This window comes from Ruegeria sp. HKCCA0370 (assembly GCF_013033705.1).
In the GTDB taxonomy this organism is placed as follows: Bacteria; Pseudomonadota; Alphaproteobacteria; order Rhodobacterales; family Rhodobacteraceae; genus Ruegeria.
Window position 1 is genome coordinate 242,118 of sequence record NZ_WQEP01000002.1, and the last position, 12,615, is coordinate 254,732.

Consider the following 12,615-nt stretch of genomic DNA (forward strand, 5'->3'; position numbering starts at 1 on the left):
CGACCAGTCAACCGCCCATTTTGATTGGACGTACTTGATTGCAGCGCCGGACCTGGCGAGGCTTCCTGAAATGGACGCAAGCGCTTGGGAACCCGTGTTGCCGGGCGCCGTTCGCTATTTTGGCAACATAAAGAACTCTTCGAGTACAATCTTGCCATCCTCAACGGAATAAATGGCAATCTCGCTAAGGTTCATTCTTTGTCCGGTGTCTTTCTGCACGACCTCGGCATTGAAACGCACGCCAAAGCGATTGGGCGGATGAACAAAAGGACCATCTGCCGTAAGCGTTTGGATTTCATGCGTTTTCAGCCAATCTTCCCGCTTTGCTTTGATGGCGTCGCGACCCTTTGTAATCCGAAATTGCCGCACCGGAGGCACAACCGCCTCTATGGACTGAGCGTTTTCCGCGTACATCTCGTCAACACTTGCCAAGCCATTGCGATCACGCATCGCCTGAACAAATGTCCGCCCAATTTCGACCAGTCTTTCCATGCAAGACCTCCTGATACACTCGTGACTGTATCTCGTCGGGCCGCATCCAACCTTGACAAAGATCAAAATGAGACGGTCCTGCAAAGATTGGCCACCGGGCTTGCTTCGGAACAGGTAGAACTGCACCTTGTAAATTTGGACGCAGCAAGTAGCCGCCATTCGTTGGGCAAGATGTGATCCTGCGGGTCTTGGCGCATCTCAACTCTGTACCGGACGACACCATACTGCTCGAAACTGGCAACAACCCTCCTGCCGATATGCGCTTGACGCCAGCTCAGGGCAGGAAGGTGCTGGCCCCTACCCCTGATAATTCCGGGTGTTGAAGAGCGCGAATTGGTACGGGAAACCTATTTCTGCACGCCCCTTGTTTCAGACGGCAGCTCTCGGAAAAACAGCCTGTAGTCGCGCGCGAACTGGCCCATATGCCAAAATCCGAGCCGGTTTGCAGCATCGGTTATCGTTCCGCTGAAAGACCCTGAAAGAAGGTCCTCGCGAACACGGTTCAACCTGAGACGCATATAATACGACTTGGGGCTTTGTCCGAACTGTTCCTTGAAAGCGCGATCCAGAGTTCGCCAAGACGCCCCGCTTTCTTTACAAATCTCTTCAATTGAAATCGGGTCTTCCAGATTGGCAACCATAAGATCGGTTGCGCGATCCAAGGCACGCCGCCTGGTGCCCGCCTGACTTCTGTCAAAATGCGCTTCGTCGTCGGTCAGGATAACCAGGGCTTCCAGCATCAGGGCTTGCTCAGCCGCCTCATACCACTGCGCATCAACACTGTTAAGAAGCCCGGCTACGCGACCCTCCAGGTTCGCCATGCTGGCCAAACCTGCTTTGGACCTCAGTCTGTGGGCGTCCGGGTTGTCGCGCGCCAGGTGAAATCCGCAGGACTCTGCAAAATTCTCCAATCTTTGGGTTTGGAAGGAAATGACATTTCCCGTGAAACCGGCCGTCGAAATACCGTCAAACCCATCACTGTCACCGAAGGACAGGAATGCGTTATCGGTTACGTCCTTTGCCTGCCATTTGTCGACCGCACCATTTGACGGAATCCCGAATGTCATCCAGCCCTTGGGCGAAACACCACGTTGATGAACGCGTTGGTTCATCGCGATGCTGAGAGCGGAGACCGATCGCCCTGAGCGCACCCTTATGGACGTCGACAATCGACCGGGATCGAGCTGTCGGAAGTCTATCTCCCACGGCGTGATTTCCCCGATTTTGTTGGGATGTTCGAAATTCAGCACGGCTGCGGGCGTCACCCCGCCCGATACGGAAAGGACACCCTTTTGCGAATTTGGCGAATTCTTGATGCGGTCCATTCCCAGAGCCTGACACTTTACCGGTAATGTAGCGAATTCGAACCGCAGGGAGTCAAGTGTCAGCAAAAACTCCAAACCTCGCCACCATGGGCCGACCACGGCTTCCTGAGGCTGATGCCCGATCAGAGCGCGTGGTGACGTTTCTAACGCCACCAGAACACCAGCGGTTATCTGAGCTGGCGCATCAGTCAAACCAATCTCTTTCAGCAAAATGTCGCGACCTGATTGTTCAGGCGATGAACTTCAGGAGCACCAAAGGGGGAACGAAGAATGACTAATGTTGTCCAAAGGACTGGCATCGCAGCCTGTTTGCTAGCAGCGCTGAGCACCACACAATCGGCCGCACAACAAGACGCGATTGTGCATGACGGTGAATTTGCGTTCCTGCGCGCCCAATTTGGCGAGCAATGGGATGCGCAGGACGTCGAGATTGAAGCGAGGCTGGCTGAACTTCGGGAAGCCAACGGCGGCAAACCCCCGAATTTCCTGTACATCCTCATCGATGACATCAGCTTTGGCCAGATGGGCGAACGCAAACTCAACTATGTGATGGGCATTGAAACCCCGAATATCAATGACTTTGCCAGCGAAGGCATGTCGTTGATGCGGATGTACACCGAGCCCTCATGCACGCCCACTCGTACGGCCATGCTGACTGGGCGCCACCCGATCCGGGCCGGCGTGGAAGAGGTGAAAGTGGCTTTGGTGGGGGAAGGGCTTCCTGCCAGCGAAGTGACGCTGCCGGAAATCCTGAAACAGGCGGGCTACAACACCTCGCATGTCGGCAAATGGCATCAAGGCGATATCGAAGAGGCCTATCCGCACAATCAGGGCTTTGACTGGGCGGCCTTCCCGCTGCATCAGCAGGTTCAGCTGAGCCTGATGACCCGCGAGGCGATGCAGGCGAACAACATGTTGGGGTACCACGCGTCGGGACAGAACAATGCCCTTCTGCTGGATGAGCGTTTCAAGCCCTATGGTTTGGTGACAGGTGTCGAAGCCGAGGCCGGAGGGCAAGCCCGCGAAGTCGAAATGGCCGCAGGTGAAGAATGGACCCAAGCCAAATACGAAGAGATGAACGAGCGCTACCAGATGCAGGCAATTGAACAGCTCGAGCGTGTCGCAGCCTTGGATGAGCCGTTTTTTCTGCAATACTGGCCGCTTTATCCGCTGAACTTTGTCTATCCCGATCAGGCGCTGTCACGTAACGGAGGCTTCCACGCGGACAAGTTGCAGCTTCTGGACGGTTGGATCGGCGACGTTCTCGACGCGCTGGAGAAGACCGGCGAGGCGGGCAACACCATCGTCATGATTATGGCCGACAACGGGTTGATGTACCATTACGAAGGAACATCCGGGCTGAACCAACTGATCTATCGCGGCGGCAAGACCCAACATCTCGAAGGGGGTGTGCGCACTGATGCATTCATTCGCTGGCCCGGTGTGATCGAGGCTGACAGCGCCGCCGGTGACATTTTTCATGTGTCGGATATCTACACGACGATGGCGCGTATCGCTGGCGCCACCGACTATATCCCGCGTGATCGGGTGATCGATGGGATCGATCAGACGGCCCTGCTGCTGGAAGGCGAAGGCAATGGGCGACGCGACTACGTTTATGTGTACGAGGGCCCGGTTCTTCGCTCGGTCGTGAAACAGGAGTTCAAGATGCACCTGCCTGCGCCGGGCGCGCCCGGAGCCGCCGCGCCAACGTACAACATCTATCGCGACCCGCGTGAACTGCATCCGCTGGTCGGGTATTCCCTCTGGGCCGGCGCATCGTTCCAGGACATGATCAAGCGACATCAGAAGATGATCGCCAAGTATCCGAACTCGGAAATCGGTAAAGACGTCCCCTACGGCGGCATCGAGAACCTGCGCCCCGAAAGCGAAAAAGCGCGGCAGGTCTTCATGAGCTGGCAAGAGTGAAGCCTTGATGGCGCGCGGAACCTGCCCGCGCGCCAACGACAACCTATGCAGTCAAGACAACACTGGGCCACTCCCCAATGCTTGGACAAGATCCCGCGTGGCACAAGCCAATGGAATGCCGAGGAAGGTGATGTTCTAAGGCAATCTTTGAACGCATCGGCGCCAGTGTTTGCCCCGATATTGTTCAACCCGGTAGCAACTGGCTTTTTAGGCTTTGACCCGATGTGGTTTTTTGCGGATCGTTTGACCGATGTGCCAACCGCATTCCAACCCAGCTGGACAAATCACCGTGCCCAAAAAACTCTGCTTTGATTACTGACTACCTTAGCCGCCGCGGCTTTTTGAAAGCCTCCATGAGCGTGGCCGCATCGCCTGCGATGCTGGGCGCTGCCTGGAACAACGTCACAACCAAGGTTGAGGCCCGACAGTCCGAACCGGGGCTTGAATGACCTTTGATCGGGTACTCCTCACAGTTCCGCTGCCGTCGAGGAGACGGGATCGAAATCAAGGTCAGCGCTTTCAACAAAGATATAGATCCGAACGCGGCCCGTATCACATCGCCCAGCATCGGCGCCACGGTGGCCGAGCAATACATCGTATCGCGTTATGACACGGTTTCGCAAACTGGTTGGGCGCAGCTGATCGAAGGCACAGATGACGAGTATACGGTCAAGGAATACCGCTACAGCTCGTCCCACATCGTTGTTGCCCCGAAAGGCAAGGGCGAGGCCTTCTGCGCGGGCACCATCTATTGGTTCCTATGTCTCAAGTGGAAGGACCGCACCCCTCAGCAAATCACGCATAACGTTCTCAGCCGTTTTACAGCCTGAACCTAAGCAATTGCAAATGGGCTGGCTTGGCTGATCCTTCCCTACCGGAAAGATCCCGCCGACGCTGTCTTGGCAAAGCTACAGCCTGTACGACATTCCATTCAACACTCTGACCTGCGCAGAGACACTGCCATTGTTTCGAAACCTGCTTTTCCCGCGATACAGGTCTCTGACAGTTTTGCCGCAAAGCAATCGCACAGGGTATTTGCCACAAAGAGCTGCCCTGCCGCATGCCGGAGGGTGGTTCAACGGCGGTCACTAGAAGACCAACACCTGATTGCAACACCTGTTCCACGCAACTTGCAGTTTGAAAATCTGATCATCCTCTCTGCAATCGGACCGTGATTTCGGACAGCCGGGACCAGGATTGGAACGTGATCGGCAAAGCAAGCGCGGCTTCAGCAAATTCCCATGAGTAGCTGACAATCGAAAAGATCATTCCGGGTGTCGCCTCCAGGTTTTGCGTCGCAAACCACAGGTTGAACAGGATCAGACCTATCAGCAGAACGAAGATCACACCGTACAGGTAAGCTTCGGTATCCGAGAGCTTCACTTCGAAACGACGCAGTTTCGTCAGGTGGACAAGCACCGGGCGGACGCGGCGTTGCTCCAGAATGCTGACCTGATGTTCCATCTGCTCATTCAGGGCCCGGTTCCATTGCCAGAACGTCGAATGAAACAGGGCGTAGATGCATATCATTCCCACAAGCACCCCGCAGGCTGACAGAGCCAGCACCGGCGAGAAGTAAAACAGCAATATTGCTGAGACGACGAACTGCATGATTCCTGAAATGGCCGAAGGCAGGATCTCTTCCAGAAAGTCGGCCAGTTCGCGCCCCATTCCGATCCGGGCGTTCAACGAAGAAATCGGCAGGTTTGAAAAACGCGCAGCAAGCGCCTTGCCCAGTTCGACGCGGATCGTTCCGTAGACGCGCGTATCGTATATCCGCCGGATCACGCCGATCAGCGTGAGGGCGACCATAAGAGCGCCCAGATGCACAAAGGGCTGAAACTGTCCGCTCAGCAATCCATCGATGGCAAAGCCGATAAACAGCGGGATTAGCACAGTCAGTGCTGTTTCCGACAGGATCAGAAACCATGTGATCCCGACACGCCACCGAAACACGCTCAGCAACGTGCCGATAGTCAGTTTTCTATTCCTCAGCATGCGGCATCACTGATCATAGTGGACACGAACGCGGACATAGCCCGGCCAGACCGAGGCGGCCTTGAAATCAGGCATGTCCTGAGGGTTCGGGGCGCCGGTTGAACCCAGCCCCTCCAAAAGCTTCGTCTCGGTCATGTTCAGGTCTTCGTCCTTGTTTTCGTCGTGAAACAGCAGCACCGCATAGGGGCCGGCGGTCAGGTCGGGAAACTCATGGCTGACGCTGCCTTTGCGGGACGGAACCTGGGCGTAGTCAATCGCGCTCTGGACATCCAAACCGTCAAAGGCGCGCGCGTCGTCGAACACAAGGATCACAATGTTTCCCTTGGCGTTGCGGATACCCTCCACAATCACGTTCAGACCATCAGAGGCGGCAGGCGTTGCAAGCGCCATCAGGGCGAATGCGGGGGCCAGAATGCTACGTGTCATAACTGTGTCCTTTCTCCGGAAGGGTGCGGCGGGACTGGCTTGAAGACGACAAGGACATCTTCGGCAATGGCGATCAGCACGGGCACCAGCAGCAGCATAAGGGCGGTGCCGAACAGTTCGCCAAAAGCCAGAGAAATGGCGGCAGGGATCAGATACTGCGCCTGTTCCGAGGTTTCCGTCAGCAAGGGCAGCAGGCCGATCACCGTCGTTGCGGTGGTCAGAAAGATCGCCTTGAAACGTCCGATGCCGGCGCTTTTCAGCGCCAGGTTCACGGGCTGACCTTCCTCGCGCGCCTGATTGTATCGGGTGATCATGACCAGACTGTCGTTCACGATCACGCCGGTCAGCGCCAGCATGCCGAAGAACGAAAACAGCGACAGCGACACATCCATGATCAGGTGCCCGACCGCAGCCGCGATAAAACCAAAGGGCACGATGGCCAGAATGACGAAAGGTTGCCAATAGCTTTTCAACGGCACGGCCATCAACACATAGATCAAAACGGCGGCCAGCAGCAGCGCACGTTTCAAGCCACCGCTGATATCGGCCATCTCTTCCAGTTCACCGGCGGGCAGAACTTTGACGCTCGGGTACTTTTCGCGGAGTTTCGGAACCAGCTGTTCGAACACCGCCTGACCAACCTCTTCGGGGGCAACACGGTCACGGTCGATGGACGCGGCCACGATGTTCATGCGCTTGCCATCGCGGCGATCGACGGTGCCAGAGGTGTAGGTGCCCTGGATTTCGGCAACCGTCTCAAGCGGCACCCAGGCACCGGATGCGCTGCGCAACTGGGTCTGCATCAGATCGGCGAGCGTATCGCGGTTTTCCCGCGCGTTCTGCACGACCACGCGGATTTCGGACCCGTCGCGCCGAACCTTGGTCACCTCGGCCCCGCCAAACCCATAACCAATCTGTCTGGCCAAAGCCTCGGCATTGAAGCCAAGGTGCCGCGCGTCCGGTCGCAGGCGGAGCTTCAGTTCGGGCTGGCCGCCCGCCAGCCCATCCCGAACATTCGCCACGCCCTCGATGTTCGACAAAAAGTCTTTCATCTCGGCGCTGGCCTGTTGCAGCAGGTCTTCGTCTTTGGACGCCAACCGGATGCGGAATCCTCCGGCGAGTGTTTCCGAACCGGTGAACTCCAGTTCGGTGGCGCCTTCGACCGCTCCGACCCGGTCGCGCCATTCGCGAACCACGGAAAGGATCGGAACATCCGGTCGTTCGGCCACCGGGATCATTTCAGCGTATATTTGCGCGTTTCCTGCGCCGTTGATGATGCTGAACACCGTCTGAACGGGCGGCGTGGCCATGCCCGCGCCCTCGGCAAGCTCGGCGTTCAGATCGTTCAACACAGTTTCGATCCGGTCCACGTTCGCGCGGGTCAGCGCAAAGGGCGCGCGGGCGTCCATTTCCAGGTTCATCGTGATGATCTGACCGGGCACTTCGGGAAAGAACACCGTTCTGACCTTGCCCTTGTACATCAGGCCAAGCCCCAGCGTCGCGGCGGCGACGAACAGGATCAGCACTGCATAGCGCTGCCGCACCGCGGCGACAAGCAAGGGCTGATAGATGCGATCCCGTACCCAGTCCAGGCCGCCCTGCGCAGTATCCTGTACGCGGCCCCAGAGGCGGGACAGCAGGTACCGGCGCTCTTGCCCCATCGAAACCTGCGCCAGATGGGCGGGCAGGATGAACTTGCTTTCGATGAGCGAAAAGACCAGCGTTAGGATCACGATCCCCGCGAACCCGGCCAGCACCTTGCCCAGCGGGTTGTCGATCAACAGCATCGGGAAAAACGCCGCGATTGTCGTCAGCACGCCGAAGACTGTTGCGACCGCCACGCGGTGCACGCCGCGTTCGGTGTCCTGGACCGGGTCCTTGCCCTTTCGACGTTCCTCGAAAACGCTTTCTCCGACCACAACGGCATCATCGACCAGAATGCCCAGGGCGATGATCAGACCGAAGGTAGTGACATCATTGAGCGAATAGTCCACCCATTTTGAACCCGAAACGGCTATGGCCCCCATGACCGAAACCGGAATGCCCATGGCGACCCAGAAGGCCAGGCGCACGTTCAGAAACACCGACAGCATCAAGTTCACAAGGATCAGCCCCTGCACCCCGTTGGACCGCAACAGCGCCAGCCGGTCCGAGATATAGCCGGCGCTGTCGCCCCAGACATCGACCTGAACCTGCGACGGCAACTGGCGGCTGAACTCATCCACCGTGCGGCGCACAACGTCACTGATCGTCAGCAGGTTCTCTTTCTGTCCGACCAGAACCTCCATCCCGACGGTTGGTTTGCCGTTCAGCCGAAACAGGTACTCGCCGTCCTGAAACCCGTCTTCGATCTTGGCGATATCACCCAAGGGCACAAAAGACCCGTCGTCACGTTCAATGATCGGCAGGGCCGCGTATTCAGGAGCGTATTTTGCGCGATCATCGGCCCGCAGATAGATCGTGCCGCCCTCGGTCCGCAAACGGCCTGCCTGAAATGTCACCGAGTTTTCCTCGATTGCGCGGGTCACATCCGCGACGGTCAGGCCATAGTGGCGCAGCAGCGCAGGGTCGATTTCGATGCGCAGTTCCCGCGGGATCAGACCCCAGATTTGAAGCCGGGACAATTCCGGTTGCGCCAGCAGCTCTTCCTTCAGGCGCTGCGCCAGGCTCTGCAATGTGGCCGGGTCCGTTTCGCCGTAAAGGTTCAGATACAGCGCCGGAAAATCGAAACCCGACGCTTCGATCACAGGGCGGCGCGCGGTATCGGGCAGATCGGTCAACCCATCGATGCGAATGCGGACCCGATCCAGAACGGCTTGCAGTTTCTGGCCACCCGCGCGGCGGACGGTCACGACACTCAGATCGTTTTGGGATTGCGAAGTCACACTGCGCACGCCCTCCAACCCTTCCAGCGCCTGCTCAACTTTGCGGGTCACCAATTCATCGACCTGTTCGGCAGTGGCGTCCGGGAACTCGATCGAAATCGTAACGCTTTCCGCAGGGATGCGAGGGAAGCCCTCGATCCGAATATTCAGCAGCGTCTGCACCCCAAGAAAGAGGATCAGCGCCATCATCAGATTGGCGGCGACAGGGTTGCGGATAAACCAGGATGTCAGCGTGTGCATGGCTCAACCCCCATCCGACAGCGGCGCGACGCGCTGACCCGGCAGAAACGAGGCCAAAGGTGTCTTGGCCACGCGCCATGGGCCGTTCCCGTCGGGGGCCTGTATCGTGACAGCACCTTCGCTGCGGAACAGGATGTTCGGGCTGAACCTCTGAAGGTGGTCGTTTTCATCCACAAGCCAAATGTATCCCGCACGCGTCAGGGCGCTTTCCGGCAGGGTCACGGTGTCAGCAATTCGTCGTCCGGGAATGTGCACCTTCAGAAAGTCTCCGGCGAGTATGCCGTCACCGGGGTTTGCGACATCCAAAAAGACGCGCACCTGTCGTGTGTCCTGATCCAGAAACCCGCCTCCACGCCGGACCCGAGCCTGCCCAAGGCTTTCGCCCGAGCGGTGCGTCAGGTCAGCAGCAACGCCAGAGATCGGATGATCAAACAGCGTCCAATCCGCTTGGCTGAACGCGGCAACCAGCTCGAATTGCCGGTTGTCCGACAGGTGTATCAGGGGATCGCCCGGGTTGACCGTCTGGCCAAGGCTGGCAAAGCGACGGGTGACAAAGCCTGAAAACGGGGCAACAACTTCTGCGTCCTTCAGGTCATTTCTCGCTGCATTCAGGCGAGCCTGCGCCGCTGCAACGGTTTTTTCGGCGACGCGCAATTGCGGCAGGTTCACGGCCAGTTCGTTTGGCGGTTCCACCCCATCCCGTTCGAACTGCCGTTTCGCGACGGTTACGTTGTTCTGCGCGCGCAACAGTGCAAGCTCTGCTCGCTCAAGCTCCATCTCGGCGGCTGCAACGGCGCTTTGATAAGGGGCATTTTCGATTGAAAACAAAGGGTCGCCCCCTTCCACCTGTGTCCCGGCCAAAGCACCGGCATGGACTGCGGTGATGCGCCCGGACACAGCAGATCGCAGCTCGGCATCCCAACGAGGCCGAACTTCGGCAAATGCAGAAACACGCGCCTGCACGGTTTCCGGAACAACAGTTACGACAGAGACGGTCGGTGGCGGAGGTGAGGTGTTTGCTGCCTGAACATCAACCGTATCTTCCGCGTCAAACAACAGGATGACGACCGCCACAAACAGCATCAGCGACAATCCAATCCAGAGCCATCGTCGGGCTGGTCTTCGCTGAGCTTCTGAGGTTTTGTCTGTCATTGTCCTGTTTTTCCTGAGCCGCCTGAACCATTGCGCCTTGTGGTGCACGATTGGATGTCATATACTATGAACGATCGTTCGTTCAATATGAAAAAGCAAAAATGTCTGAAGACACCAAAAAACCAGGGTCAGCCCGGGAAAAGGCTACAGCCAAGCGCCGCAACCAGATTTTGGAAGCCGCCGTCATGTGTTTTCTCGAGCGCGGCTATCATCAGACCGGCGTCCGCGATATCGCAGCGCGGGCGGGCGTCAGCCTTGGAAACCTCTACAACCATTTTCGCGGCAAGCATGATGTGCTTGTGGAAATCGCAATGCTCGAACGCCGCGAACTGGAGCCGTTTCTGAAAGTCCTGAATTCAAATGCACCCGCACCCAAAGTGTTGAAAAAGTTCATCCGGGCCTACGCCAACTATCTGGCTGCGCCGGAAAACGTCATCCTCACCTTGGAGATTTCGAGCGAAGCCGTTCGTCAACAGGATATCGCGCGACTGTTCGTCGAAAACCGAGCCAGACTGACGGAGGCGCTTGAAGAAGTAGTGAGACGCGGCGTGGAGGCAGGAGATCTGCGCGCTGTTCCGGATCCTCTACAGGCGTCGCAATTGGTGATAGAGGTTCTGGAAGGAAGCGCGTATCGCAGCGTTCTGTCGGAAACGCCCATGAGCAAAATCGCTGGAAGCATGGAGGATTTCATTCTGAGCTCTCTGCTGGCGCGTCGATGAAGCCTGTGTCACTTGTCTATTCGAGGCTGATGAAAGCCTGCGAACGGGAAGACGCACTGTGGCAATCGTGCGGATAGCTGAGTTCAGCTTTCCGCCCATCCTTCAGGAAAACGAAGCCTCCCCAAGTTACCTTTAACCCAATTTGGGAAATCGGCGAGATGCGCATATTTTTTCATCCAAGCCAATGGTTGCTGTCTAAAATTTAATCACATGATGTGAAATTAAGCAGATTCCGACGCTGCAGGTTAGTGTTCCGATACTTCAACAGAGAAACAGGTGGCAGCAAAACGAAGCGCTGTAGGTGCCCTATTACACAAGTTGCAACCATATTACCCGCGCACAGCGCAGTACCACCGCGCGCAGCAGGCACCGTCAGCTTAAGCACCAAGCAATTGGGCAACAGGACCGTGCTGAACAAGTTTCGCCAATCTGGGTCTTTCAAATGCCTATTCCCCAGAACCACGACACCTGAACTTGATGCGGTTCTGCTAAACTCGGCTGGCGGAGTGACAGGAGGAGATTCCTTTCGGTTTTCTTGCAAGGCAGCAAAAGGCACAGCGCTGACCTTGACAACGCAAGCTTGCGAGCGCGCTTACAAGGCCCCGCCCAAAGAATGGGGCCAGGTTACAAATCATTTGACGGTAGAGGCTGGAGCCCGGCTGAACTGGTTGCCACAAGAGACCATTCTGTACAATGGCAGTGCGTTAGACCGGCGCCTCAGGATCGACCTGTCACCGGATGCCGACATGCTGATGGTGGAACCGCTTGTTTTTGGACGCGTCGCCATGGGTGAAACGTTGACTGAAATCCGCTTGCGCGATCAGATCGAGATTTGGCGCGAAGGAACGCCGTTGTTTCTCGATGCGATTAGGTTCGCTGGAGATTGGCACACTCACTTGGCTAAGCGGCATATTGCAAACGGCGCAGGGGCGATGGCCCTGATCGTCTTAATGTCGAGTTCCGCCGAAGGTCATCTGGAACCTGTCAGGGAATTGCTACCGGACGCCGCCGGTGCAACCCTGATCCGGAAAGACCTATTGGTCATTCGCATTCTGGCGGACAACAGCTTTGCTCTGCGGCGAACGCTGATACCAGTTCTACGCCGACTGAACAAAGACACTTTGCCCCGATGCTGGATGCTCTGACATGAACCTGACCCCTCGAGAAAAAGACAAACTGCTGGTCGCCATGGCCGCCGAGGTCGCTCGAAAACGGCTGACCCGCGGCGTTAAGCTGAACCACCCCGAGGCTATCGCCTTGATCACCGATGCCGTGGTCGAAGGCGCGCGCGACGGCCGTTCGGTCGCCGACATGATGCAAGCCGGGGCTGAAGTAATCTCCCGGGACCAATGCATGGAAGGCGTGCCCGAGATGATCCACGAGGTGCAGGTCGAAGCCACTTTCCCGGATGGCACAAAACTTGTGACTGTCCACAACCCCATTCGCTAA

13 protein-coding genes are annotated in these 12,615 nt (G+C 57.3%); 7 read left to right on the top strand and 6 right to left on the bottom strand.

The window, feature by feature from the left end; translation table 11 throughout:
• Positions 1-114 precede the first annotated feature (114 nt).
• Together GOW31_RS07425 and GOW31_RS07430 are read right to left on the bottom strand one after the other, a co-directional pair.
• Positions 115-492 carry a nuclear transport factor 2 family protein gene (locus GOW31_RS07425; RefSeq protein WP_171118898.1) on the bottom strand — a complete coding sequence of 126 codons (378 nt, stop codon included), beginning with the start codon at positions 490-492 and terminating at the stop codon, positions 115-117.
• A 347-nt stretch (positions 493-839) separates the two neighbouring features.
• Positions 840-2,009 carry a helix-turn-helix domain-containing protein gene (locus tag GOW31_RS07430; RefSeq protein WP_171169013.1) on the bottom strand — a complete coding sequence of 390 codons (1,170 nt, stop codon included), beginning with the start codon at positions 2,007-2,009 and terminating at the stop codon, positions 840-842.
• A gap of 78 nt (positions 2,010-2,087) precedes the next feature.
• On the opposite strand from GOW31_RS07430, the gene GOW31_RS07435 reads away from it, so the two are divergent.
• The 4 genes from GOW31_RS07435 (at position 2,088) to GOW31_RS07450 (ending at position 4,576) form a co-directional block, all read left to right on the top strand.
• Positions 2,088-3,746 (top strand): sulfatase-like hydrolase/transferase, encoded by a 1,659-nt coding sequence (locus GOW31_RS07435; protein WP_171169016.1) that lies wholly within the window; start codon positions 2,088-2,090, stop codon positions 3,744-3,746.
• Between the two features lie 81 nt (positions 3,747-3,827).
• On the top strand, positions 3,828-4,058 hold the full coding sequence (locus tag GOW31_RS07440) for a hypothetical protein (RefSeq protein WP_171169018.1): 231 nt from the start codon (positions 3,828-3,830) through the stop codon (positions 4,056-4,058).
• Positions 3,971-4,195, top strand: a complete 225-nt coding sequence (locus tag GOW31_RS22240) for a twin-arginine translocation signal domain-containing protein (RefSeq protein ID WP_371813725.1) — start codon at positions 3,971-3,973, stop codon at positions 4,193-4,195. The genes GOW31_RS07440 and GOW31_RS22240 overlap by 88 nt, the downstream gene beginning before the upstream one ends.
• A gap of 3 nt (positions 4,196-4,198) precedes the next feature.
• Positions 4,199-4,576: a hypothetical protein gene (locus GOW31_RS07450; protein WP_171169020.1), complete on the top strand. Its 378-nt coding sequence runs from the start codon at positions 4,199-4,201 to the stop codon at positions 4,574-4,576.
• A gap of 319 nt (positions 4,577-4,895) precedes the next feature.
• Here the strand turns inward: GOW31_RS07450 and GOW31_RS07455 are convergent, their stop codons facing one another.
• The 4 genes from GOW31_RS07455 to GOW31_RS07470 are packed head-to-tail and all read right to left on the bottom strand — an operon-like array spanning position 4,896 to position 10,447.
• Positions 4,896-5,744 carry an ABC transporter six-transmembrane domain-containing protein gene (locus GOW31_RS07455; RefSeq protein ID WP_171169021.1) on the bottom strand — a complete coding sequence of 283 codons (849 nt, stop codon included), beginning with the start codon at positions 5,742-5,744 and terminating at the stop codon, positions 4,896-4,898.
• Between the two features lie 6 nt (positions 5,745-5,750).
• Positions 5,751-6,170 (bottom strand): DUF2141 domain-containing protein, encoded by a 420-nt coding sequence (locus GOW31_RS07460; RefSeq protein WP_171169022.1) that lies wholly within the window; start codon positions 6,168-6,170, stop codon positions 5,751-5,753.
• Positions 6,167-9,295, bottom strand: coding sequence for an efflux RND transporter permease subunit (locus GOW31_RS07465; RefSeq protein WP_171169023.1), 3,129 nt, complete (start codon positions 9,293-9,295; stop codon positions 6,167-6,169). The genes GOW31_RS07460 and GOW31_RS07465 overlap by 4 nt, the downstream gene beginning before the upstream one ends.
• Positions 9,296-9,298: 3 nt before the next feature.
• Entirely contained in the window at positions 9,299-10,447 is a 1,149-nt protein-coding gene (locus GOW31_RS07470; protein WP_171169024.1) for an efflux RND transporter periplasmic adaptor subunit, read from the bottom strand.
• Between the two features lie 101 nt (positions 10,448-10,548).
• Here GOW31_RS07470 and GOW31_RS07475 point away from each other — a divergent pair, with 101 nt between their 5' ends.
• The 3 genes from GOW31_RS07475 to GOW31_RS07485 all read left to right on the top strand — a co-directional run bounded on the left by GOW31_RS07475 (position 10,549) and on the right by GOW31_RS07485 (position 12,615).
• Entirely contained in the window at positions 10,549-11,166 is a 618-nt protein-coding gene (locus GOW31_RS07475) for a TetR/AcrR family transcriptional regulator (RefSeq protein WP_171118914.1), read from the top strand.
• Positions 11,167-11,573: 407 nt separating this feature from the next.
• Entirely contained in the window at positions 11,574-12,311 is a 738-nt protein-coding gene (locus GOW31_RS07480; protein WP_371813732.1) for an urease accessory protein UreD, read from the top strand.
• 1 nt (position 12,312) lies between these two features.
• Positions 12,313-12,615 (top strand): urease subunit gamma, encoded by a 303-nt coding sequence (locus GOW31_RS07485; RefSeq protein WP_058276342.1) that lies wholly within the window; start codon positions 12,313-12,315, stop codon positions 12,613-12,615.